Source organism: Arthrobacter psychrolactophilus, from assembly GCF_003219795.1.
Taxonomy (GTDB): domain Bacteria; phylum Actinomycetota; class Actinomycetes; order Actinomycetales; family Micrococcaceae; genus Specibacter; species Specibacter psychrolactophilus.
The window spans coordinates 48,383-71,712 of sequence record NZ_QJVC01000014.1 but is presented as its reverse complement, the minus strand read 5'-3'; the positions used below and the strand labels follow the sequence as shown (position 1 = coordinate 71,712).

The window sequence follows — 23,330 nt, the reverse complement described above, 5'->3', positions numbered from 1 at the left end:
GCGACATTGATTTGCTTCCCCGGTGCGGATAAGTTCGAAGGATTACTGTGTTCGAATCCCGCGCCGGGGATAGTCATTGCCAGGGGGCTTTTTAGTGAAATTGCCGCAGTTATCCGATCAGGAACGCGCGGAGGCACTCCTTCAGGCTCTTGCAGCCAGGGCTATCCGTTCTCGGGCTAAGCAGGATTTGAAAACCGGGCAGTTGAGTGTTACCGCCGTACTCGATGCGGCACCCCACGAGGCTGCCCTAGACAGACTTAAAGTGTGTGAATTATTGGAAGCCCTTCCGGGCATTGGAAAGGTACGTGCAACTGTGATCATGAGCGAGCTGGGGATTGCCCCAACCCGCAGGGTGCGTGGCTTAGGCGTGCACCAGCGCCGAGCCTTGGTGGACTACCTCGGGGAGCACTCATGAGTGCCGTTGACGTACCCAAGGAAAGCGTCAAGCGCACCAAAGCGTTGAGTGGGGTGACAGTTCTTGCTGGTCCCACCGCCGTCGGTAAGGGCACCGTCTCAACCTTTATTCGGGACAACTACCCCGATGTGTGGCTGTCGGTCTCGGCAACAACACGCCAGGCTCGCCCGGGAGAGCAGGAAGGCGTCCACTACTTTTTCAAGAGCGCGGACGAATTCGATTCCCTCGTAGCCGAGGGTGAATTCCTGGAGTGGGCCGTCGTGCACGGCATCAACCGCTACGGCACCCTGCGCAGCACCGTCAACGCGGCCGTTGCCCAGGGTAAGTCCGTGCTTCTGGAGATTGATCTGCAGGGCGCACGCCAGGTCAAGGAAGCCATGCCGGAGGCAGATTTCGTGTTCCTGGCACCGCCGAGCTGGGACGAATTGGTCCGCCGTTTGGTGGGCCGCGGCACAGAATCGGCAGAAGAACAGCACCGGCGGCTAGAAACCGCTAAACTGGAAATTGCTGCCGCGCCGGAATTTGATTACATCATCGTCAACGACGATGTCAGCCGTGCTGCAGCCGCGCTGGTTGACCTGATGGGGCTCACACCTCATCACATTGTTTAGTCGGACAGTTCGCCTTTTTAACTGCGCTGATTTGCAAGACACCCTTTCGATTTTTTGGAGAAGTACATTGACTACACAACCTCAGGGCATCATCAATCCCCCCATCGATTCGCTGCTTGAAGCTGCCGATTCGAAGTACGGACTGGTCATCTTCGGTGCCAAGCGCGCACGCCAGATCAACGCCTACTACGCGCAGCTCCACGAGGGCCTGTTCGAGTATGTTGGCCCGTTGGTCGACACCAAGCTGAACGAGAAGTCACTCTCGATCGCTTACCGTGAAATCGACGAGGGCCTGCTGGTTTCCACGCCTATCGAGACCGCGTAACTGCAGTTCGAACACATTCACGGTGTCTAATTTGAACATTGTCTTGGGAGTAGGCGGCGGTATCGCCGCCTACAAGTCCGCCCTGCTGCTGCGCCTCTTCACCGAGGCCGGCCATCAGGTCACAGTCATACCCACCGACGCCTCCACGAAGTTTGTGGGCGTGGCGACGTGGGAGGCCCTGAGCGGACGGCCCGTGACGAACGATGTTTTCGACGCCGTGGATCAGGTTAATCACGTGCGGATCGGCCACGAGGCGGATCTGATCGTGGTGGCCCCGGCAACCGCTGACCTTCTGGCCAAGGCTGCCGGCGGCCACGCCAATGATCTTTTGACCACCACCTTGTTGATGGCTCGCGGCCCGGTGCTCTTTGCCCCGGCGATGCACACCGAAATGTGGCAGCACGCCTCGACTGTCGCCAATGTGGCAACCCTGCGGTCCCGCGGCGTCCAGGTGTTGGATCCCGCGGTGGGCAGGTTGACTGGCCCGGATACCGGCCCCGGTCGGCTCCCCGAACCGGAGGCCATTTTTGCGGCCGCCATGGCCTTGTTCTCTGGCGATTCTGCTCCGAGCGTCCCTGTTCCCAGTGCCACCGTGCCGGTGACGGACGACGTCGAGTCCCCGGCAGCCGCTGCTCCGGAAGCCCCCGCTGCGGAGGCTCCCGCAACGGGTGCCCCCGCCACCGGCGCCCTGGCTGGGGTTCGGGTCTTGATCACCGCAGGTGGCACGCGGGAACCACTGGATCCCGTGCGTTATCTCGGCAACAAGTCCTCGGGTAAGCAAGGCGTGGCCCTCGCCGAGGCAGCCCTGGCCGCCGGAGCGAGCGTCACCTTGATCCACGCCCCCATGGAGGTTCCGGCTCCGGCTGGCGCCACCATCCAGCGGATTGAAACGGCATTAGAGCTGCGTTCGGCGACCTTGGCCGCTGCGGCAACGGCCGACGTCGTCATCATGGCCGCTGCGGTGGCCGACTTCCGGCCGGCGAGTATTTCCTCAGGCAAAATCAAAAAGCGCGACAACGTCGATGATCCCGTCATCACACTCGTGCGGAACCCCGATATTTTGCTTGAGGTGGTGGCGCATCGTGCGGCACAAAATCAACAGCAATTGATTGTTGGCTTCGCAGCCGAAACCGGTGATGACCAGGGCGACGCCCGCAGCTATGCTGAGCAAAAACTGCGCCGTAAAGGGTGCGACCTTTTAGTTGTCAACGAGGTCGGCCCGGGGGATTCTGGTGCTGAGCGGGTCTTTGGTCAAGACACTAACCAGGTAGAGATTCTCTCCCTTGACGGTGCCAGCCCCGTGCAGTCCGGTGGCAGCAAGCGAGAGGTGGCGGACGCCGTCGTACATCTCATTGCCCAACGCCTGAGTACGGGTTAACGCAGCCGCGCCTGCGCTGCAAACTGTGTGACATTTCAAGTCCGGCACCTCTTTGGTCCGGCACGAGCCCAAGTAAAGTAGATACGTGACTTCAGCAAACCCCCTGCGCCTCTTCACCTCTGAATCTGTGACGGCAGGCCACCCAGACAAGATTTGTGACCAGATCAGCGACGCCATCCTCGATGCGCTGCTGGCCGAAGACCCCGATTCCCGCGTCGCCGTGGAGACCATGGCCACCACGGGCCTGGTCCACGTTGCCGGCGAGGTGACCACCAACGCGTACGTTGAGATCCCGGCGATCGTCCGTAACACCATCTTGGACATTGGCTACGATTCCTCGGCCAACGGCTTCGACGGCGCCCGCTGTGGCGTCTCGGTCTCCATCGGGCAGCAGTCGCAGGACATTTCCGACGGCGTCTTCAACGCCCTCGAGGTCCGCGAGGGTACCGCCGTGGACAAGTACGACAGCCAGGGCGCAGGCGATCAGGGCTTGATGTTTGGCTATGCCAGCAACGAGACTGCCTCCTACATGCCCACCCCGATCTACCTGGCACACCGCCTCTCCGAACGTCTCACCGACGTGCGCAAGTCCGGCCTGCTGGACTACCTGCGCCCCGACGGCAAGACCCAGGTCACGATCGGCTACGACGGCGAGACTCCCGTCTCCGTAGACACCGTGGTCATCTCGAGCCAGCACGCCGAGGGCACCCAGCTGGAGAAGCTGCGCGCCGATCTGCAGGAATTCGTGATCGCCCCGGTCATGGACGCCTCCGGCCTGGAAATTGCCGGACTCAAGACCTTCCTTAACCCTGCCGGCCCCTTCGTTGTGGGTGGCCCTGTGGGTGACGCTGGCCTGACCGGTCGCAAGATCATCGTCGACACCTACGGCGGCATGGCCCGTCACGGTGGTGGTGCCTTCTCGGGTAAGGATCCGTCAAAGGTTGACCGTTCGGCCGCCTACGCCATGCGGTGGGTTGCTAAGAACGTAGTTGCCGCCGGTCTTGCCGCACGTGCAGAAATTCAGGTTGGTTACGCCATTGGTGTGGCCCGCCCCGTCGGCGTCTACGTTGAGACCTTCGGCACCGAAACCGTTGACCCGCGCCGTATTGAAGATGCCATCGCGGCGATCTTCGATCTGCGCCCGGCGGCCATCATCGACAGCCTCGACCTCAAGCGTCCCATCTACGCCAAGACGGCCGCTCACGGCCACTTCGGTCGCGATGACGCCGATTTCACGTGGGAGAACTTGGATCGCGTTGACGCCTTGAAGGCCTACTTCAACGCGTAATTCGCGTCTCGTTATCCACAGCTAAGCACGGTGCGCTGACTACTTTGTCGGTGGGCTGTGCTTAGCTGGTTTAACAGACTTTTCACTACACCGCAGCTAAGGAGGGGAGCCATGGATCAGGATCTCGGTCAGGGTGTGCAATTGAGCCTCCTGAGCGGTTTCGTGGCCAAGGAACGCATCGCCGATCCGCACAGCGGAGTCGTGCTTGCGCCGCACCTGGCGGTCGCCCAGGTCATCATTGACTCGCCGCTGCCCCATCTGGATCGGATCTTCGATTATTCAGTTCCCTTGGAGTTCGACGCCGAGGCTCAGCCAGGTGTGAGGGTGCGGGTAAAGTTCTCTGGTCAAGATCTCAATGGATTCTTGGTGGCCCGGGTGGCCGAATCAGAGAGTTCTCGGCTGGTCCCCCTGGCACGTGTGTATTCGGCAGTGCCCGTGCTCGCGCCCCAGGTCTTGGAACTGGCCCGGAAGGTGGCCGCCCGGTATGCCGGAACCGTAGCCGATGTGTTGCGCGTGGCTGTTCCGCCGCGTGTGGCCAGCCTCGAAAAGGTGTATCTGAAGAAGGCTGCCGAGCAAGCCGCAGCCGAGTCGGGCGAGGCTGCCCTAGAAAGCGTGGAACCGGCCAAACCCGGACATTCTCTCTTTGCCGAGTATCCTCACGCGGAGGATTTCCTGACCCAACTGGCCATGGGGGCCAGCCCCAAGGCGGTGTTCGGGGCACTGCGTGGCTGGGGGCCACTGTCCTGGCACCATCAGTTGGCTCAGGTCGCGGCGTACTGCCAGCTGTCTGGTCGAGGCGCCATTGTGGTGGTGCCCGATCTGCGGGATCTGGAATTGTTGGAGCACGCCTTCGCCTCCGTCCTTCCGGCCGATAGCTTCGTGAAACTCACGGCCGACGATGGCCCGAGCCTGCGCTATGCCAACTTCCTGCGGGTCCTCTCAGGTGATGTGCGGATCGTCATCGGCACCCGTTCAGCAGCCTATGCTCCCGTGCACGATGTGGGACTCGTGTGTTGCTGGGACGATGGCGACGAACTCCATGTGGAACGGCGCGCCCCCTATCAACACAGCCGGGACGTGCTGCTGCTGCGCTCCGAGATCGAGGGGACGGCTGTTCTCATGGCCGGGCACAGCCGCAGCAGCGAATCCCAACGCCTCATCGCCACCGGGTGGGCTCAGGAGCTCGTGGCGGCCCGTCCGGAGATTCGCAAGGCCGCGGCGCGCGTCGTGAGTACCTCCGACTCCTTTGAACAGGAACGTGACCCCGCTGCAGCGCTGGCCAGGCTCCCGCACCGGGCCTGGGAAACGGCACGGCTCGCACTGAAGTTTGGGCCGGTTCTGGTTCAGGTGGCGCGCACCGGTTACGCTCCGGCTCTAGCGTGCCAGCGCTGCCGCGAGGTTGCCAGGTGCCGTCACTGCATCGGACCGTTGATGCAGACCCGTGCACCCGGATCGGCGTCGTCGATGGTGATGTGTAAGTGGTGCGGGCAGGTTGAAACGGCCTTCAGCTGCACCACGTGTGGCAATCATGAGCTGCGGGCGATATGGGTGGGTGCCCTGCGTACAGCGGAGGAATTGGGCCGGGCCTTCCCGTCGGTGCCCGTCATTTCTTCTTCCGGTGAGCACATAAAGACCACGGTGGGGGATCGGCCGGCCATTGTTGTCGCGACGATCGGTGCGGAACCTGTTGCCCCGCACGGCTACGCGGCTGCTTTGTTGTTGGATGGCGATTCGATGCTGCGGCGAGAATCCTTGAGAGCCGGCGAGGAGACCCTACGGCGCTGGATGAATGCTGCGGCTCTGGTCCGCTCCGCCAAGGACGGCGGCATTGTGGTCGTGACGGCCGATGAATCTCCTGAGGTTTCCACACTGGTTCGCTGGGACCCTGCCGGTCATGCCGAACGCGAGTTTGCCTTACGGCACGAGCTGGGCCTGCCTCCGGCCATGCGTCTGGCTTCGCTGACGGGTTCCGAGGCTGATGTGGCCGCATTCCAGGCTGCCCTGACACTTCCTGCGGAGGTGCGAAGTATTGGCCCTGCGCCGGTACTCTTCGCCCGGGCCGGGGCGCCCAGCGACGAGGCGCCCGACTACCGAACTATCCTATTGTTCCCCTATGCCATGGCCGCTTCCATCACGGCCGAGCTGCGGGCCCTGAAGGCCTCCAACGCCGCCCGCCGCGTCGGTGCACCTGTCCAGGTGCGCTGTGACGGGCTCGACGTCCTCTAGCGCCCGCCCACCCGCCGGATACCCCGACATGTGGGTGGTGGCGAAGCCATGACTACCTGCGAAGTTCCTCCGCAATGGCCAACAATTCCCGGGCCGAAGCGTCCCACGTAAACGTCGCCGCACGGGCCACCGAAGCTAGGGAACTTGTGGCCCATTTTTCATGGTCGGCCAGTCCGCGCACGGCCGCGGCAAAATCTTCAGGTGAATCGGCAGGCACGTAGTACGCGGCCGAACCGCCCACCTCCCGGAAAATCTCCGTATCGGCCACCACAACGGGGGTTCCCAGTGCCATCGCTTCTACGAGCGGAAGGCCATAGCCCTCGGCCTTACTGAGGGTGACCAGTGCGGTTGTGCGCAAGAGCAGCTCATCATATTCGGCATCGGTGACGCCGTTGTGGAAGACCACCTTAGATCCCGACGGCACGATGGCCTCCAGCTCCGCCCGACGATCGGGGGTGATGCGGCTGAGGAGATTCAAGGTGAAATCTGGCAGTCCGGCCATGCCTCGGATCAACGTTTCGACGTTTTTGTACGGCATGAATGAGCCCATGTAAGTGAGCGTCTTCTCCGGGGTCACGGCAGGATCGCGGGGGGGCCGCCCGCCCTGTGGCGCGTTACCTACGATCTGAATGGGGCGCTTGGTGAGCTTGTGCGCACGCATGAGCCCCAAGGTGGTCTGGCTAATCGTGGCCACCACATTGGCCCGGTTGAGCAGCAGGCGCTGGGGCCAATACGCCTTGTGATACAAACGCCAGAGCACGCGCACCGGGGCAGGCAAGAAGCCAGGCGGCGTCGGGTGCACGTAGTAGATCAGATCGTGCAGCGTCAGGACCAGGGGATACTTTCTGCCCCAGCTGCCCATGGTCTGCATCGGGCAAAACACCAGATCGGCGCCCAGCTTATTGACGTGGCGGGAGACGAAAAGTTCCAACGGTGAGAGCGGCGAGTTGATCTTGACCCACGGGAGATCCGGCAACAGCGCCAACTGGCGTTCGTCGTGAATGAGCATCGTGACGTTGGCGTACGGTGCCACCGCCTCAATGAGCGAGGCGCCGTAACGGCTGATGCCATCATGATGGTCCATACGTGTAAAGCGTGCATCCATGACAATCGTGGGCTTGCCACGAGACGGAGTTGGCGCCATGGAATCTGAGGTGCTCAAGGTGCGGGATGCCTTTCAAGGAAATCGATAATAGCGGCGGCAGCTGGCTCCGGAGTTTCATAATGAATCAGGTGTCCGACGTGATCGATCACCACGAGTTCCGCATCGGGGAGCTTCTTCAGCAAGGTGTGCTGATGGGGTAGTGTGGCGATTTCATCCTCGGCGCCGGCGATGAGAAGCGTCGGCAGCGTCAGCCGTTCGGCCACTTCACGTACCGTGCCGCTCACCGATGCCTGAAAAGACTCCAACAACATATCCCGATTAGCAAAGCCGCTGAAGTACGCGTGATGCTGACCGTGAATAAAGCCCAACAGCTCCTTGTCGCGCGTCTTGGCCATCGTCACGCTCATGAGGTGAACGATCAGCTTACTTCGCAGCAACGCATTACCCAGAGCAGCGGGCAGTTTCGCCGACGCCCAGTAATAAAATACGGCGAGCTTCGTCATGATCCCCTTGGGACCTTCCAGGGCGGGGGAGGCGATGGGGTTGACCAAGATCAAGGGGTACACACGGCCCGGGTTATTCGCCACAAAGTGACTTGTAACGATCGAGCCAAAGGAGTGGCCCAGCAATACCGTCTCTGGGCCAAGGCTTAAAGCCTCAAGGAATGATCCGAGGAATCTCCCATAGCCAGCCACATCATGGTGGCCATTCACGAGCGCGGGCGAGGCACCAAAACCTGGCAGATCGGCCATGATGATGCGGTAGTGGGGCAAAAGCTCCACGACGCGTTCGAGACCATGGTGGTCTCCACGGAAACCGTGCACCATGACGATCGTCTGAGCCGAGACGCCTGAAGCGGCATCCTCGGGCGCATACTCCCAGTAATGCACGGGGGTTCCGGCGACATCGAGAATATGAGCGCTTTCGCGGTGCGCCAGCTTAACAGCAAGGGGAGACACAGACACGATTAGTTGACCTTATTGGGATCTGAGCCGGAACGCTGGCCTCGGTCCAGTGAATCGATCCGGGCCATCTCGGCATCCGTCAGCGCAAAATCAAACACGGCCAGATTCCCGGCAATACGCTCAGGAGTGCTGGCCTTCGGGATGACAAGGTGGCCCGACTGAACATGCCAGCGCAGGGCAATCTGCGCCACCGAACGGCTGTGGGCGGCGGCAAGTTCGGTCAAGACCGGGTCGCTCAAGAGAAGTCCGCGAGCCAAGGGGCTCCACGCCTGGGTGGCAATGCCCAGCTCTGCATGGACGGCGCGCAGATGCGTTTGAGTCAGCCAGGGATGCAATTCAATCTGGTTCACGGCAGGGACAACGTCGGTCGCGGCCAGGAGCTGCTGGAGGTGAGACTCCTCGAAGTTGCTCACGCCGATGGCGCGCACGCGACCCTCACGGTACAACTTTTCCAGGGCCTTGTACGTGGGGATGAAGAGCTCACGGGCCGGGCAGGGCCAGTGCACCAGATACATGTCCAGGTAGTCCAGGCCGAGGCGTTCCATGCTGGCATCGAACGCCGCCAGCGTCGCGTCGTAGCCCTGCTCGGTGTTCCATACCTTGGAGGTGACGAAGAGTTCCTCGCGCGGCCGGCTAGCCGCCACGGCGTTAGCGATCGCCGCGCCAACACCTTCTTCATTGCCGTAGACCGCAGCCGTGTCCACAGTCCGGTAGCCGGCGTCGAGGGCTGTCGAGACGAGATCCTCACAGGTCTCGGCCGGAACCTTGAAGACCCCGTAGCCGAGCTGATCGATGCTGACACCGTTGTTGAGCGTGTATTTAGGAGACAGATGCATACCCATGACTTTACCTATCCCTCCTGATGAATCGTCAGTGCCGCGCGGTTCTTGCAGGCTTTAGATACCGTCAAGGCTGTTCAGGAAACCAAAGATGGGATCCGTCGCGTGGCTGCTTTGCTCGACCAGCTCCCGGGCCGTGGTTTCATCCAGAATCAAGTCCGTGACGAGTCCGGCCGCGAGCGCGCCGCGGAGTCCGGTGATCTTTTTGCGTCCTGAGACCACGCAAATTCGACGGCGGACCTTGCGCAGGCTCTCCATGCTAGGTCCACTGGAGCGTTCGTTGAGCAAGATGTTGTCGTAACTGCCATCGGTGCGGAAGAACACGGTGGCGACGTCGCCTGCCACACCACTGGCCTCGAGGGCATCAAGGTCGGTGGAGTCTAGGTAACCGCCGGAGTACACATGGCTGGGAATCTCGGCATCCATGGAGCCAACTCCGAAGATGGCGATCGTCATGCGTTCCTGGAGGTCGAGGATGCGCCGGACACTGCGCTCTTGCCACATCATGGCTTTCGTCTCGGCGTGATCGAAGAACGCCGGCACCGGGAATTGTTCAACCTTGGCCCCGTAGGCGGTGCCGAAGCGGCGCACGATCTCCGAGGCGTAAGTGATGCCGGAGGTCTGGGTATTCCCTGCCCCGTTAAGTTGGACGATCGTGGTGCCGTGGGTGATCTTGCGCGTCAGGTGCCGGCTCACGGTACTGACGGTGGATCCCCAAGCCACCCCGATGACGGCGTTGGAATCAACCAGCGGCCCGATCGTGCGGGCCGCCTGCATACTCACCCGTTCCAGGACCTCGATCTCCGTGAGGGTGTCGGGGATCGGGACCACATGAACTTCTACCTTGTACCGCTTACGAATAACCCGTTCGAGTTCCGGTGCCCTATCGGACGGCGTTTTGATTTGGATTTGTACCAGACCGGTGTCGCGCGCGGTAGAAAGGAGTCGCGAAACCGTGGAGCGGGAGGTGCGCAGCTCACGGGCAATCGCGTCCATGGTCTGATCCTGTAAGTAGTACATTTGTGCAGCCCTGAGAGCATCCTGTTGTTTTGTTCGCTTGGCAGGCATGTGATCTAGAACCTTTCTGCACGTTCGTGCAGTCATGTTGACTATATTTTCCAGTTATTCAAACAATAGTGGGAACAGGTGCGTACGGTGCACATCAAACGGGACTCGAATGAGGTCGAAGTGAGAATCCTAGGTAACGCTGGTAAGAATGATGATTCACAGGACGCGCAGTTAGCTGTGCGTGAGCAGGTGGAGGCGCTCAAGGCGCGTCCGCAGGCGCGAGTCTTAATTATCGGTGGCGGCATCAACGGTGTAGGTACCTTCCGGGACCTTGCACTTCAGGGCATTGACGTAGCGCTCGTGGAGCGTGGCGACTACTGCCAGGGTGCTTCCGGTGCCTCCTCGCACATGATCCACGGTGGCATTCGCTACCTGGAAAATGGTGAGTTCCGTCTGGTGAAGGAGTCCGTTGTTGAGCGCAACGGCCTGCTCAAGATCGCTCCGCACTACGTCAAGCCGCTGCAGACCACCATTCCGATCTTCAGCACCTTCTCTGGCATTCTCAGTGCCCCCATGCGCTTCCTGACCCACAAGCAGGGTAAGCCGCAGGAGCGTGGCGCCTTCTTGATCAAGATCGGCCTGACGCTTTACGATGCCTTCTCCCGCGACGGTGGCACGGTTCCCCGTCACGAATTCAAGGGTCGCAAGAAGGCCCTGGCCGAACTTCCCCAGCTGCCAGCCAACCTGAAGTACGCGGCCACCTATTACGACGCTTCCGTGCATAACCCGGAGCGCCTAACCCTGGACGTCCTGCAGGATGGCGAGAAGGCCGGCCTTACCGCGGACGGTACGCACAATGCTCGCGCCACCAACTATGTGGCCATGACGGCCATTAAGGACGACGGCGTAGAGCTCACCGACCAGCTCACGGGCGAGACGTTCACGTTCAACGCCGATGTCATCGTCAACACCACGGGCGCCTGGGTCGATATGACCAACACCGCCATGGGTGCCGGAACCAGCTTCATGGGTGGCACCAAGGGTTCACACATCGTGCTGGATCACCCGGAACTCCTGGCCGCCTGCAAGGGCCGCGAAATCTTCTTCGAGCACACCGATGGCCGTATCGTCCTGATCTACCCCATGGGGGACCGCGTTCTGGTCGGCACCACCGACGTCAACGCCGATATGACCAAGGATGCCGTCTGCACGGACGAGGAAATCGACTACTTCTTTGACCTCGTTGGCCATGTCTTCCCGAACATTGCCGTGAGCCGCGAGGAGATCGTCTACAGCTTCTCCGGAGTCCGCCCGCTGCCGCGTCACGATGAAACCGCACCGGGCTTCGTCTCCCGCGACTACCGCATCGAACGTGCAGACCGCACGATCGCCGGAGCCCAGGTTCCCGTCCTGAGCCTGGTCGGCGGAAAGTGGACCACGTTCCGCGCCCTGTCCGAGCACATGAGCAACGACGTCCTGGCCATCCTTGGCGCTTCGCGGAAAACCTCGACGGCGAAACTTCCCATCGGTGGCGGCGTGAACTTCCCGGCCACGAGCGCAGGCGTCGAAGCCTGGATCGGCTCCCACACGAGCGACTCCGTGGACGCGGCCCGTGCCGGCGTCTTGCTGACCCGCTATGGAACGCGCGCCGAAACTGTCCTCGCATACCTGGCACAGGGAGAAGACACTGTCTTTGATTCCACCGCCGAGCTGAGCGACCGCGAGGTTGCATTCATGGTTGAGCACGAACAAATTGGTCACCTCATCGACGTCATGATTCGTCGCACCTCGCTGGCCTTCCGCGGCTTGGTCACGAGCGAATTGCTAGCCGAGACGGCCGCCGCTTTGGCCGGTCTGCTGGGCTGGAATGAGGCCAAGGTGGCTGAGGAAATTGGCCATGCCGTCACTATTCTGGACCGTTTCCATGGTGTTCAGGTACAAAGCTTGATTGCCTAGAGTCCTTCGGGAAAAGGCTGCAAGAAACGGGCGCCCCGATGGGGGAGCGCCTGAATAAAAAATATGGAAAATAAAGGAGTCAAAGATGTCTCTTGGAATTGTGTTTCTCTCAGAAGTGATGGGAACCATGATGCTCACCCTGTTGGGTTGTGGTGTTGTGGCCAACGTAGCGTTGAAGGGATCTAAAGGCCTGGCCGGCGGAACCCTGATGGTCAACTGGGGCTGGGGCCTGGCCGTCATGGCCGGTGTCTTCGTCGCTGCTAAATCAGGTGCGCATCTCAACCCGGCCGTGACCGTTGGAATTCTCTCCAGCGGAGCCGATGAGTACGCACCCAACGTCGCTGTGTCCTTCGCCTCGACCCTGACGTACTTCGGTGCGGAAATGGTGGGTGCCTTCATTGGTGCCGTCGTTTGTTGGTTGGCCTACAAGCAGCACTTCGATGCTGAACCGGTAGCCGCCAACAAGTTGGGCGTCTTCTCCACCGGTCCGGCCATCCGTAGCTACGGCTGGAACGTCGTCACCGAGATCGTCGGTACCTTCGTCCTCGTCTTCATCATCCTCCACTTCGGTGGCGGAGTTGCCGGACTTGGCCCGTTGCCGGTAGCACTGCTCGTTGTCGGTATTGGTGCTTCCCTCGGAGGGCCCACCGGTTACGCCATTAACCCGGCACGTGACCTTGGCCCTCGTATTGCACACGCATTGCTCCCCATCAAGGGCAAGGGTTCCAGCGACTGGAGCTACGCCTGGGTACCGGTTGTTGGACCGCTGATCGGTGGTGCATTGGGTGGTTTGATGACCCAGTGGATGCCTGATCTGCTTGCCGCAGCTGCTTAAGAACCTCACTCGCTCTAGCAATTAAGGAAACTTGAGATGTCTCAGTATGTAATCGCCATTGATCAGGGCACCACCAGCAGCCGGGCAATTGTCTTTGACCACGACGGAAACATTGTTTCCACCGGTCAGCTGGAGCACGAGCAGATTTTCCCGAAGGCCGGTTGGGTCGAGCATGACGCCGCCGAAATTTGGAACAATACCCGCGAGGTGATCGGCACCGCACTGGCGCAGGCGAACCTGACCCGACATGACATTGTCGGTGTTGGTATCACCAACCAGCGTGAAACCGCCGTGGTCTGGGACAAGAACACCGGTGTACCCGTCTACAACGCCATCGTGTGGCAGGATACTCGCACACAGGACATCGTGGACGAGCTCGCCGCCGACGGTGGCGTGGAACGCTTCAAGCCCAAGGTTGGCCTGCCCCTGGCAACGTACTTCTCGGGAACCAAGATCAAGTGGATCCTGGACAACGTCGAGGGCGCCCGGGCCAAGGCTGAAGCCGGAGAGCTGCTCTTCGGTAACACCGACAGCTGGGTCACCTGGAACCTCACCGGCGGCCCCGACGGCGGCGTGCACATCACCGACGTCACCAACGCCTCGCGCACCTTGTTCATGGATCTGGAAACCCTCCAGTGGGATGAAGAGATCCTCGCGGTCTTCGGTGTGCCCAAGTCCATGATGCCGGAGATCAAGTCCTCCTCCGAGGTATACGGTCACGTGCACAGCAGCCAGCTGCTGCGCGAAGTTCCTGTTGCCGGCATCTTGGGTGACCAGCAGGCCGCAACGTTCGGCCAGGCCGCGTTCAAACAGGGCGAAGCCAAGAACACCTACGGCACCGGCTGCTTCCTGATCTTCAACACGGGCGAGGAAATCGTTCACTCCAAGAACGGTCTGCTCACCACGCTGGGCTACAAGCTCGGCGATGCGGCACCGCATTACGCCCTGGAAGGCTCCATCGCCGTCACCGGATCCTTGATCCAGTGGCTGCGCGATAACATCGGCATGATCAGCTCGGCTCCCGAAGCTGAGACCTTGGCCGCCACGGTGGAGAACAACGGTGGCGTGTACATCGTGCCTGCCTTCTCGGGCCTGTTTGCCCCGTACTGGCGCTCGGATGCTCGCGGCGCCATCGTCGGGCTGACCCGTTTCGTCAACAAGGGCCACATTGCCCGCGCCGCCTTGGAAGCCACGGCTTTCCAGACGCGCGAGGTCCTTGACGCCGTCAACGCCGATTCCGGTGTGGATCTGACGGAGCTCAAGGTCGACGGCGGCATGGTCGCCAACGAGGCCCTCATGCAGTTCCAGGCCGATATCCTCGGCGTTCCCGTCATCCGTCCCAAGGTGACAGAAACGACAGCCCTGGGTGCTGCCTATGCAGCCGGTCTGGCCGTGGGCTTCTGGAAGGACCTGGGCGAGTTGTCCAACAACTGGTCCGAGGACAAGCGTTGGGAACCGTCCATGGAACCCGCCGAGCGCGATCGTCAGATGCGCCTGTGGAAGAAGGCCGTCACCAAGTCCATGGACTGGGTTGACGAGGACGTGCTCTAAACAGCGCTGAGTGAGCCTGCTTGAGATGTTCGACGGCGGGAGCTGACCTTTCAGATGAAAGGTGAGCTCCCGCCGTCGAACCTTAAGTGCGGTAAAGTAAGAGTGTGCATACAAACCTTCTCCTTACATAGCCGCAACAAAGTTGCGGTGCGCCCCTTGCTACGTCGAGGGGCTTTTGTGTGTCAAGGGTACGTAAGGTGCAAGAAGCCAATGATGAATGAAAAGGCAGGGTACGTGAGCGTGCAGTCTCAGACTGAAGAGAACAGCGAAGAGGGCGTCTACAATTTCGCCACGATGGAAGCCAAATGGCCGGCCATCTGGGATGAACTAAAGGTCTTCACGCCCCTTGACGACGGATCCAAGGAACGCCGTTACGTCCTTGACATGTTCCCGTACCCCTCCGGCGACCTCCACATGGGGCACGCCGAGGCCTTTGCTATGGGAGATGTCGTCTCGCGCTACTGGCGCCAGCTCGGCTACGACGTGCTGCACCCGATCGGCTGGGACTCCTTTGGCCTGCCCGCCGAAAACGCCGCCATCAAGCGCAACGCCCACCCCAGCGAGTGGACGTACTCCAACATTGACACGCAGGCGGAGTCGTTCAAGCGCTACGCCGTGTCCGTGGACTGGTCGCGCCGCCTGCAGACCTCCGACCCCGAGTACTACCGGTGGACGCAGTGGCTCTTCAAGCGCTTCCACGAGAAGGGCCTGGCCTACCGCAAGAACTCACCCGTGAACTGGTGCCCCACGGATCAGACCGTGCTCGCCAACGAGCAGGTCGTCAACGGCGCCTGCGAACGGTGCGGCACCATCGTGACCAAGAAGTCCCTGAACCAGTGGTACTTCAAGATCACCGACTACGCAGACCGGCTCCTGGACGACATGGACGCGCTCAAGGGCCACTGGCCTGACCGTGTACTGGCCATGCAGAAGAACTGGATCGGCCGCTCCGAGGGCGCCCATGTCACCTTCGTGATCGAGGCGGCCGGCGAGGAAAAGGCGCAGCAGGAGCTGACCGTCTTCACCACGCGCCCCGACACCCTGTACGGTGCGACGTTCTTCGTGGTTGCCGCCGACGCACCGCTGGCCCTTGACCTGGTCACCTCCGAGCACGCCGAAGCCTTGAGCGAGTACCGCGAACAGGTCAAGGCGCTGAGCGACATTGAACGCCAGGCCACCGATCGCACCAAGACCGGTGTGTTCACGGGCCGCTACGCCATCAACCCGCTGACGGGTGAGAAGCTGCCCGTCTGGGCCGCCGACTACGTTTTGGCTGATTACGGAACGGGCGCCATCATGGCCGTTCCGGCCCACGATCAGCGCGACCTGGACTTCGCCAAGGCCTTCGGCCTGCCCGTCCGCGCCGTCCTGAACACCGGCATGGAGGATCCGGCCGAAACCGGGATCGCCTCCACCGGCGAGGGTACGCTCATCAACTCGGGCGAGCTCGATGGCCTATCCAAGGCCGAAGGTATCCCGGCCGCTATTGCCGTCCTGGAAAAGCTCGGCACGGGCAAGAAGTTCGTCAACTTCCGCCTGCGCGACTGGCTGCTGTCCCGTCAGCGCTTCTGGGGGACCCCCATCCCGATCATTCACTGCGCTGACTGCGGCGAGGTCCCGGTTCCTGACGATCAGCTGCCTGTGCGCCTGCCGGACAACCTGCGCGGCGAGGATCTGGCCCCCAAGGGCACCTCACCGTTGGCTGCTGCCGCGGACTGGGTGAACGTTGACTGCCCCAGCTGTGGCAAGCCCGCCAAGCGTGACACCGACACCATGGACACCTTCGTGGACTCCTCGTGGTACTTCCTGCGCTTCACCTCGCCGGAGTACACCGAGGGTCCCTTTGACCCGGCCAAGGTCAACGACTGGATGCCCGTTGGCCAGTACGTGGGCGGCGTTGAGCACGCCATTTTACACCTGCTCTACGCCCGCTTCTTCACCAAGGTCATCCACGACCTGGGCCTTTTGGAGGCCACCGAACCGTTCAGCGCCCTGCTGAACCAGGGCCAGGTGCTCAACGGTGGCAAGGCCATGAGCAAGTCCTTGGGTAACGGTGTTGACCTGGGCCAGCAGCTGGACAAGTTCGGCGTTGACGCCGTGCGTCTGACCATGGTCTTTGCCGGCCCTCCCGAGGACGACGTCGACTGGGCGGATGTTTCGCCGTCGGGCTCGGCGAAGTTCCTGGCTCGCGCCTGGCGTTTGGGCCGCGATGTGGACAGCGTTGTTGGCACGGATCCGTCCACAGGAGACGCCGCGCTGCGTTCCCTCACACACCGCACCGTCCACGAGGTCAAGGCCTTGTTGGAAGGCCACAAGTTCAACGTGGTCGTCGCCAAGCTCATGGAACTGGTCAACGCCACCCGTAAGGTCATCGACTCCGGTGCCGGCGCCACGGACCCTGCCGTCCGCGAAGCCGCCGAGGCCGTCGCCATCGTGCTGAGCCTCTTTGCCCCATACACGGCCGAAGACATGTGGGACACCCTGGGCCACCCGGCCTCGGTCGCCAACGCCGGCTTCCCGGCCGTGGACGAGTCACTCCTGGTTGAGCAGAGCATCACGGCTGTTGTCCAGATCCAGGGCAAGGTCAAGGATCGCCTCGAGGTCTCCCCGGACATCTCCGAGGAAGAACTGCGTGAACTGGCGCTGGCCTCGGCCGTCGTTCAAAAGGCACTTGATGGCCGCGGTATCCGTACCGTGATCGTTCGTGCGCCTAAACTGGTCAATATCGTTCCCGCCTAGGAACCGATCACGATCTAAGACACGAAAAGTGCCTTCCTTGCTCTCGGCGGGGAAGGCACTTTTTTATTGGCCGCGAGCAGGTGGCGGCACACGAGGGAAAGTTCGCGAGGATTGCTCATGACAGAACGCGCCGCAGCACGAGACTGGTTGCGTCAACAGGTGCAACGCCTGCGCCCGCACCCCACAGGTGCCAAGGGCGGGAGCCCTGTTGTGGGCCCGATCCCCACGGTGGCCATCGTGACGGATTCTGCCGCGGCGCTGCCTCCCGCATGGGTGTCCGAGCTTTCCGCCCATGGGCTGCTGACGGTCGTGCCCATGCCGGTCATCATCGACCAGGACGTGTATTCGGACGACGACGCCGAACTCGAGGCTCATATTTCGCTCGCCTTAGCCTCGGGTAAGTCAGTCAAAACCTCCCGCCCCTCACCGGGGCAGTTCGATCGAGCCTATAAAAGCGCAGCCGACGCCGGCTTTACCTCGGTGCTGTCCCTGCACATCTCAGGAAAACTCTCCGGCACCCTCGACGCCGCGAGACTAGCGGCAGAACGCTCACCCATCCCCGTCGAGGTCTTTGACACCGAGACCGTGGGCATGGGGCAGGGCGTAGGCGTTCAGGCCGCCGTGGCCGCCACCCTGCTGGGCCAGGGCCTCGACGAGGTCACGCAGGCAGCTGACCAGGCGGTGCGCGCCACCACGATTTACTTTTACGTTCCCAGCCTGGAGCAGTTGCGCCGTGGCGGCCGCATCAGCCTGGCCTCGTCCTGGCTCGGCACCGTGCTGGATATCAAACCCATCCTCGGCATCAAGGACGGCGCCGTGGTGCCACTGGAAAAGATCCGCTCAGCGTCCAAGGCCATCGCCCGGCTTGAGGCGCTGGCCACCTCTGAAATTGTGGCTCGGGGAGCCGAGGGCACCCACGTCAGCGTCCATCACTTTGGCAATGAAGCCCAGGCCCGAGCGCTCGGTGAAGCTCTGAGCCTGAAGTGCCAAGGCCTGCGCAGCGTGACCCTGACCCGATTGCCCGCCGTGCTTGCCGCTCATGCCGGATTAGGCGTCCTGGTTGCCGTTGTGGCCGACTCGCTCCCGGAGGGTCCTCCGGCCTCAGGCTGAACTCTGGCGTGCAGGACGCCGCACGGCCGCACGTTTCCTCCACAGCTCCGGCGGGTGCCCCGCTTGTTCACAATATGCCCCGTGCGGCTCCACTGCTGCTGTCAGGGGCTTAATGTTGCCCCATGACCCGTCAAAGCGGTGACTGGACGCCGCAGCAACTAGCCAAGAAAAGTCGCGACCCTGCCCGCCTTCAAGGGCCCCGATGGGCGGTCTCCCTGCGAGCGCTCGTCGTGGTGCTGGCCATGATGGCCGCGGCGGTTGGGGTGCTATGGCTTGAGGCGGCCGGCGTCGAGGGTGCCTCGGCGCAGCTCTCGAGCGAAACCTCCGACACGGTACTCGTGCCGCCGGTGGGCGGATCTTCAGCGACGCCGCTGCCAGCATCGGCCGCAGCGCTGCCACGTCCCTCCGTGGCGAGCGTGGTTGTTCATGTTGTCGGAGCCGTGAAGAACCCGGGCGTGTACACCGTTACCCAGGGGAGCCGGGTGTTCCAAGCCATTGCGGCGGCCGGGGGAGCCTTGCCCTCTGCGGGACTGTCCGCCGTCAACCTTGCCGCGACCGTGAGCGATGGGAGTCAAATCTATCTCCCCACGCAGGACGAGGCCGCCGCCCTGCCAGCCCCTGGCGCCCGTGCCGATCCCAGCAGCGGCGAAGGAGGCGGTGCAGGGTCTGGCGGTGCCGCTATCGCACCGGGCTTGATCAACCTCAACACCGCCACAGCAGCCGAGTTGGAAACACTCCCAGGTGTGGGGCCCGTTCTGGCGCAACGCATCGTTGCCTGGCGGACCGACCACGGAGCCTTTTCCTCCGTCGATGGCCTGAGCGCCGTGACAGGCATAGGCCCCAAACTCTTGGCCGGGTTACGAGAATCGGTGACGGTGTCGTGAGTACCAAAACTCCGCGATGGGCGCGGTATACGCGAGCGGCCGTGGGGGATATGAGGCCACCTCCTCCCGTGAGCAAGGCTGCCCGGGCCCGGGAATGGCTGCAGGAGCACAAGCTGGTGCTGTTGCGCCGCCTGCAGTCCGTCTAACAACTAGACGAGGCAGTGCGGCACCGCCCAGATTTGCGGCTGGTGCCAGCCGTTGCCGGTGTCTGGCTCACAGCCGCGCTTGCCATCCTCTGGCCCCTGCGCCAGGTGATGATCGCCGCCAGCGTTCTCGGGATGGCCCTGATGTGTGCGGTCGTGGGGCGAATGCTACGACGACGCCGAACGCCACACCGTGCAGCAGGGACGACACTCGCCTTGGCTACCGCCTGCATCGTGGCCGTGCTGATTGCGATTGCCCTGCAGCTACACCTCATGGCCAGCTCGCCCATCACCGAGCTTTCCCGGCAGCATCAGGATCTCGCGCTCACCTTGGAGGTTTCCAGCGTCCCGCGCTTACTCGCTGCCGGACAGGGGCCGCCGCAGCTGATCTTTGAGGCCGTCGTCCTCCATGCCACGGCGAATGCTCGTTCCGCCACGGGGCGGCTCACCATTGTGGTGTTGGCGAAACCTTCGTGGAGCGGTGTACATCAGGGGGATCGGGTCACAACGGCCGGGGTCCTCGCGGCCCCACGTGCGGGAAGCCGTGAGGCGGCGGTTCTGCATCCCAGCACGATTCCGCTGGCCGTCACCCCAGAGCGGGAGGAGTCTCGGCAGCTCATCACCGCGATGCGAACCTCCTGGATTGGTGCCGCACGACAGGTCTGGGGCGAGACATCTCCTGATACCGCGGGCCTGCTGCCGGGCATGGTCATGGGCGATCGAAGCGGCACAGCTGCATCCCTTGACGAGGCCATGAAGACCGTGGGGCTCACGCACCTCACGGCCGTCAGCGGGGCCAATTGCACCCTCATTTTGGCATCGCTCATGCTGGTCTTACGGACAGCCAAAGTCTCGCGGCTTCTCGCCGTCCCGCTGGCGCTGCTGGGGCTTGGGGGTTTCGTGCTGCTCGTGGGCCCCGATCCCAGCGTCTTACGAGCCGCCGTCATGGGAAGCATCGGGGCTATGGCGATCCTGGGTGGGCGGCCCAAAAGAACCGGGGCGTTATTATCGCTGGCCATTCTGGTATTGCTGATGGCCGATCCCTGGCTTGCCCGAGACTTTGCCTTCATCCTTTCTGTCTTGGCCACCCTGGGCCTGCACCTCGTAGGCCAACGCTGCGTGGTCTGGCTGCATGCCCTCCTGCCGCTCTGGCTCGCCCAAGCCATGGCGATTCCCCTCGCCGCCCAACTCTTCTGCTCTCCCGTCATAGTACTGCTGCAGGCCCGGCTGACGGTTTACACCATCCCGGCAAATATGTTGGCCGCCCCGCTCATAGCCCTGGTGACCATGGTGGGCACCCTGGGACTGGTACTGGCCGCGCTCGTGCCACCGGCGGCAGCCCTATGTGCGGCCGTCAGCGGTGTGGGAGCCTGGTGGGTCGCGCTTGTTGCCCGTTTCATGAGTGGCCTGCCGGCTGCGAGCCTGCCGTGGCCAGAGGGAGTGCAAGGCATGGTGTTCATGGCCCTGCTCAATGTCCTCGTCCTGCTCCTGTTACTCGCCGTCGTGGAGCGGGAACAGAGCCGCCTGCTGGCTCACCGGCTCATGCAATACCTACCAGATCGCTGGCGCCACCGCTATGGCTTCCTCGTGGTTGCTGTCATCGCAGCCGGGCTCACCGTGTGGTGGACAGCGGCTGTGCGGCAACTTTAAGGTGGCGAAAATCTCCCGGTTGGGAATAGCCGCGCGGGGGTGGCACAGTAGATGCTGTGAATACGGCCAGCCGTGACAATACGTGGACAGGAACGCATCAGTGAGTGCAGCGAAGACTTCTCAGCGAGCAGCCGGCGGCGTTGACTGGCGGGATGTTCCCTTAGCGCCCGTGATCTTAGTTTTTGGCCCCGAAGACTTTATCGCCAGCCGTGCCGTGGATGATGTGCGCCGGAAATTGCGGGCACAGAACCCCGAGCTAGAAGTCACCTCACTCGATGCGGCCCATTACACGGCTGGACAGCTGGGCATGGTGGCCAGCCCGTCGCTCTTTAGCGAACCCAAGCTCATTGAGGTGGGCACGCTGGCAAGCATGAGCGATGACTTCCTGCAAGACGCGTTGGCCTACATCAAGGATCCCGCCCCCGATGTCACCTTGGTGCTGCTGCATGGGGGAGGCGTGCGCGGGAAGAAGCTTCTCGACGCGTTGAAAGCCTTGGGCGTGCCGCGGGTTGAATGTCAGCCGCTCAAGAAGGACGCCGAGAAGGCACAATTTGTCAGCGGCGAGTTCTCGCTCGCCAGGCGTCGGATCGATGCGCAGGCCGTGCGCGCCCTCGTGGCCGCCGTGGGCTCCAGCCTGTCCGAGCTGGCCGCAGCATGTTCCCAGCTCATCGCCGACACCAGCGGCATGGTCAGCTCAGACGACGTCGATAAGTATTATGGCGGCCGCGTTGAAGCCACGGCGTTCCGTGTGGCCGACGCGGCGCTGGCCGGTAATGCCCCCGTGGCCCTGTCAACACTCAGGCATGCCCTGGCCACCGGCGTCGACCCGGTACCTCTCGTCGCGGCTCTCGCCATGAAGGTCCGTCAGGTGGCCAAGGTCTTCTCGGCTCGCGGTAGCTCGGCGCAGCTCGCGAGAGATCTGGGCATGTCGCCCTGGCAGGTGGACGCGGCACGCCGCGACGCCGGGCACTGGAGCGGTCCGGCACTCGTCACGGCCATCAAGATCCTGGCCGAGACCGACGCCCAGGTCAAGGGCGAGGCTAAGGATCCCGTGTATGCCGTGGAGCGTGCCGTCATTGTGATTGCCACGGCCGCCAGACGCTGAGCCATAGCACTGGCGCCGGGGCAGCCCGGCGCTAGAAACGCTTGTTAAACACGTTGGGCCCCGCCAAAAGGCGGGACCCAACGTTGAGTTGCGAAGCAGATCTGCTTTGCTTAGAGGGCGTTAACCTTCAGAGCAAGAGCGGACTTGCGGTTGGCAGCGTTGTTGGCGTGCAAGACGCCCTTGCTGACAGCCTTATCCAACTTACGGCTTGCATTCACCAGTGCAACCGCAGCTGCATCCTTGTCGCCTGCAATTACTGCCACGTTTACCGCGCGGACAGCGGTCTTGACGCCTGAACGAACAGCGATGTTGCGCTGACGCGCCTTCTCGTTGGTCAGGATGCGCTTCTTCTGAGACTTGATATTAGCCACGATGTATAACTCTCTTTTGATACGTAAATTCGGTCGTAGAGGGCGTAGCTTGACCGTTGACAGCGGCGTGGGGATGCTCGAATTATGGTGAACGTCAGGTCAAGCTGCTGCATCCGCCGACCTGCACGGACACACACTATTTGCAATTCTAGCAGATCCTCACCCGGGGATCGCCGCGGCTACTTCCAGTCGTGTCGGCTGCGCAGGCCGCTCGCGACAAAGGCAAAACGCTTGGCGTCCAAGACGGCGCCTTCGCGGCGCATATCGGCCGGCGAAACCTGCAGGACGCGGTCAAGTTTGACCTCACTCGGGCGCCCCTGCTTATCCCAGGGTCCCGTGCCGATATCGATGTAGTCGTTATCACCGCGGTGGTCGTTGCTGTGGTCCTTGCTGGTCAGCATGAGCGCGAGTAGGCGTTTTCCGGAGCGGCCCACCACCAGCACGGGGCGATCCTTGCCCTGGCTGTAGTCCTCTTCATAGGGGACCCACGTCCAGACGATTTCACCAGGGTCGGCCGCGCCGTCGGGCTTGGGAGCGTACACCACTGTGGAGGTGCCAGAAAAATCTCCCGGATAGGGTGAGCTCAGTCCCGTCGTGACGGTCCCGCTGGTTCGCGTGCCCGACGTCGGACGCGACGTGGGGCGGGCACCGGACGAGGTGCGCTTGGGGGCGGTTCCGCGCGGCTGCGAGCTTTTCCCGGGAGCCAAGAGTGCCCCGACGAGCGAGCGAAGGAGCTTGAAAATACGGTCGGAAGTGGAAGACATAGTTCATAGAGTAACGAAGTCGGCGGGGCAAGCGCTCGCTCAGTTCTGTGCCCGGCAAGTAT

At 62.3% G+C, this 23,330-nt stretch carries 21 protein-coding genes; 15 read left to right on the top strand and 6 right to left on the bottom strand.

The window, feature by feature from the left end:
• Window positions 1-94 precede the first annotated feature (94 nt).
• From mihF to CVS30_RS12925, 6 genes are all read left to right on the top strand, one after another.
• Complete coding sequence (gene mihF, locus CVS30_RS12950; RefSeq protein WP_181419797.1) at window positions 95-415, top strand: integration host factor, actinobacterial type; 321 nt, start codon at window positions 95-97, stop codon at window positions 413-415.
• Window positions 412-1,026, top strand: a complete 615-nt coding sequence (gene gmk, locus CVS30_RS12945; protein ID WP_110485750.1) for a guanylate kinase — start codon at window positions 412-414, stop codon at window positions 1,024-1,026. The genes mihF and gmk overlap by 4 nt, the downstream gene beginning before the upstream one ends.
• Before the next feature lie 67 nt (window positions 1,027-1,093).
• Window positions 1,094-1,351, top strand: coding sequence for a DNA-directed RNA polymerase subunit omega (gene rpoZ / locus CVS30_RS12940; protein WP_110485749.1), 258 nt, complete (start codon window positions 1,094-1,096; stop codon window positions 1,349-1,351).
• Window positions 1,352-1,382: 31 nt separating this feature from the next.
• Window positions 1,383-2,729 (top strand): bifunctional phosphopantothenoylcysteine decarboxylase/phosphopantothenate synthase, encoded by a 1,347-nt coding sequence (locus tag CVS30_RS12935; RefSeq protein WP_110485767.1) that lies wholly within the window; start codon window positions 1,383-1,385, stop codon window positions 2,727-2,729.
• Window positions 2,730-2,814: 85 nt separating this feature from the next.
• Window positions 2,815-4,017 carry a methionine adenosyltransferase gene (metK, locus tag CVS30_RS12930; RefSeq protein WP_110485748.1) on the top strand — a complete coding sequence of 401 codons (1,203 nt, stop codon included), beginning with the start codon at window positions 2,815-2,817 and terminating at the stop codon, window positions 4,015-4,017.
• A 111-nt stretch (window positions 4,018-4,128) separates the two neighbouring features.
• Window positions 4,129-6,243, top strand: a complete 2,115-nt coding sequence (locus CVS30_RS12925) for a primosomal protein N' (protein WP_110485747.1) — start codon at window positions 4,129-4,131, stop codon at window positions 6,241-6,243.
• A gap of 52 nt (window positions 6,244-6,295) precedes the next feature.
• Here CVS30_RS12925 and CVS30_RS12920 read toward each other — a convergent pair whose 3' ends face one another.
• From CVS30_RS12920 to CVS30_RS12905, 4 genes are read right to left on the bottom strand one after another with little or no spacing between them, the layout of a single operon-like run.
• Window positions 6,296-7,387, bottom strand: coding sequence for a glycosyltransferase family 4 protein (locus tag CVS30_RS12920; protein ID WP_110485766.1), 1,092 nt, complete (start codon window positions 7,385-7,387; stop codon window positions 6,296-6,298).
• 14 nt (window positions 7,388-7,401) lie between these two features.
• Window positions 7,402-8,316 (bottom strand): alpha/beta fold hydrolase, encoded by a 915-nt coding sequence (locus CVS30_RS12915; protein ID WP_110485746.1) that lies wholly within the window; start codon window positions 8,314-8,316, stop codon window positions 7,402-7,404.
• Window positions 8,316-9,149, bottom strand: coding sequence for an aldo/keto reductase (locus tag CVS30_RS12910; RefSeq protein ID WP_110485765.1), 834 nt, complete (start codon window positions 9,147-9,149; stop codon window positions 8,316-8,318). Before CVS30_RS12910 ends, CVS30_RS12915 begins: the two co-directional genes overlap by 1 nt.
• A 60-nt stretch (window positions 9,150-9,209) precedes the next feature.
• Entirely contained in the window at window positions 9,210-10,148 is a 939-nt protein-coding gene (locus tag CVS30_RS12905) for a sugar-binding transcriptional regulator (protein ID WP_370801031.1), read from the bottom strand.
• A 198-nt stretch (window positions 10,149-10,346) separates the two neighbouring features.
• On the opposite strand from CVS30_RS12905, the gene CVS30_RS12900 reads away from it, so the two are divergent.
• The 9 genes from CVS30_RS12900 (at window position 10,347) to holA (ending at window position 22,133) form a co-directional block, all read left to right on the top strand.
• Window positions 10,347-12,116: a glycerol-3-phosphate dehydrogenase/oxidase gene (locus tag CVS30_RS12900; RefSeq protein ID WP_181419800.1), complete on the top strand. Its 1,770-nt coding sequence runs from the start codon at window positions 10,347-10,349 to the stop codon at window positions 12,114-12,116.
• An 85-nt stretch (window positions 12,117-12,201) separates the two neighbouring features.
• The gene (locus CVS30_RS12895) at window positions 12,202-12,951 is read left to right on the top strand and encodes an MIP/aquaporin family protein (protein WP_110485744.1); all 750 of its coding nucleotides are present in this window, start codon (window positions 12,202-12,204) and stop codon (window positions 12,949-12,951) included.
• Window positions 12,952-12,987: 36 nt separating this feature from the next.
• Window positions 12,988-14,502: a glycerol kinase GlpK gene (glpK, locus tag CVS30_RS12890; RefSeq protein WP_110485743.1), complete on the top strand. Its 1,515-nt coding sequence runs from the start codon at window positions 12,988-12,990 to the stop codon at window positions 14,500-14,502.
• A 234-nt stretch (window positions 14,503-14,736) separates the two neighbouring features.
• Window positions 14,737-17,241, top strand: coding sequence for a leucine--tRNA ligase (leuS, locus tag CVS30_RS12885; protein ID WP_370801028.1), 2,505 nt, complete (start codon window positions 14,737-14,739; stop codon window positions 17,239-17,241).
• Window positions 17,242-17,358: 117 nt separating this feature from the next.
• Window positions 17,359-18,351: a DegV family protein gene (locus CVS30_RS12880; RefSeq protein WP_110485741.1), complete on the top strand. Its 993-nt coding sequence runs from the start codon at window positions 17,359-17,361 to the stop codon at window positions 18,349-18,351.
• Window positions 18,352-18,473: 122 nt separating this feature from the next.
• Complete coding sequence (locus tag CVS30_RS12875; RefSeq protein ID WP_110485740.1) at window positions 18,474-19,235, top strand: ComEA family DNA-binding protein; 762 nt, start codon at window positions 18,474-18,476, stop codon at window positions 19,233-19,235.
• Window positions 19,232-19,381 carry a hypothetical protein gene (locus tag CVS30_RS18010; RefSeq protein WP_181419796.1) on the top strand — a complete coding sequence of 50 codons (150 nt, stop codon included), beginning with the start codon at window positions 19,232-19,234 and terminating at the stop codon, window positions 19,379-19,381. Before CVS30_RS12875 ends, CVS30_RS18010 begins: the two co-directional genes overlap by 4 nt.
• Window positions 19,382-19,423: 42 nt before the next feature.
• Complete coding sequence (locus CVS30_RS12870; protein ID WP_181419795.1) at window positions 19,424-21,028, top strand: ComEC/Rec2 family competence protein; 1,605 nt, start codon at window positions 19,424-19,426, stop codon at window positions 21,026-21,028.
• Window positions 21,029-21,128: 100 nt separating this feature from the next.
• The gene (holA, locus tag CVS30_RS12865; protein WP_110485738.1) at window positions 21,129-22,133 is read left to right on the top strand and encodes a DNA polymerase III subunit delta; all 1,005 of its coding nucleotides are present in this window, start codon (window positions 21,129-21,131) and stop codon (window positions 22,131-22,133) included.
• A 110-nt stretch (window positions 22,134-22,243) separates the two neighbouring features.
• Here the strand turns inward: holA and rpsT are convergent, their stop codons facing one another.
• Together rpsT and CVS30_RS12855 are read right to left on the bottom strand one after the other, a co-directional pair.
• Window positions 22,244-22,504: a 30S ribosomal protein S20 gene (gene rpsT / locus CVS30_RS12860; RefSeq protein ID WP_110485737.1), complete on the bottom strand. Its 261-nt coding sequence runs from the start codon at window positions 22,502-22,504 to the stop codon at window positions 22,244-22,246.
• A gap of 179 nt (window positions 22,505-22,683) precedes the next feature.
• Window positions 22,684-23,268, bottom strand: coding sequence for a type II toxin-antitoxin system PemK/MazF family toxin (locus tag CVS30_RS12855; RefSeq protein WP_110485736.1), 585 nt, complete (start codon window positions 23,266-23,268; stop codon window positions 22,684-22,686).
• Between the last annotated feature and the right edge of the window lie 62 nt (window positions 23,269-23,330).

What these genes read in the sequence shown, in the direction of transcription:
- gmk (WP_110485750.1), top strand. Translation starts at nt 412, where the DNA reads ATGAGTGCCGTTGACGTACCCAAGGAAAGCGTCAAGCGCACCAAAGCG.
- CVS30_RS12925 (WP_110485747.1), top strand. Translation starts at nt 4,129, where the DNA reads ATGGATCAGGATCTCGGTCAGGGTGTGCAATTGAGCCTCCTGAGCGGT.
- CVS30_RS12920 (WP_110485766.1), bottom strand. Translation starts at nt 7,387, where the DNA reads ATGGCGCCAACTCCGTCTCGTGGCAAGCCCACGATTGTCATGGATGCA.
- CVS30_RS12910 (WP_110485765.1), bottom strand. Translation starts at nt 9,149, where the DNA reads ATGCATCTGTCTCCTAAATACACGCTCAACAACGGTGTCAGCATCGAT.
- CVS30_RS12905 (WP_370801031.1), bottom strand. Translation starts at nt 10,148, where the DNA reads ATGGACGCGATTGCCCGTGAGCTGCGCACCTCCCGCTCCACGGTTTCG.
- CVS30_RS12895 (WP_110485744.1), top strand. Translation starts at nt 12,202, where the DNA reads ATGTCTCTTGGAATTGTGTTTCTCTCAGAAGTGATGGGAACCATGATG.
- glpK (WP_110485743.1), top strand. Translation starts at nt 12,988, where the DNA reads ATGTCTCAGTATGTAATCGCCATTGATCAGGGCACCACCAGCAGCCGG.
- CVS30_RS12880 (WP_110485741.1), top strand. Translation starts at nt 17,359, where the DNA reads ATGACAGAACGCGCCGCAGCACGAGACTGGTTGCGTCAACAGGTGCAA.
- CVS30_RS12875 (WP_110485740.1), top strand. Translation starts at nt 18,474, where the DNA reads ATGACCCGTCAAAGCGGTGACTGGACGCCGCAGCAACTAGCCAAGAAA.
- CVS30_RS12855 (WP_110485736.1), bottom strand. Translation starts at nt 23,268, where the DNA reads ATGTCTTCCACTTCCGACCGTATTTTCAAGCTCCTTCGCTCGCTCGTC.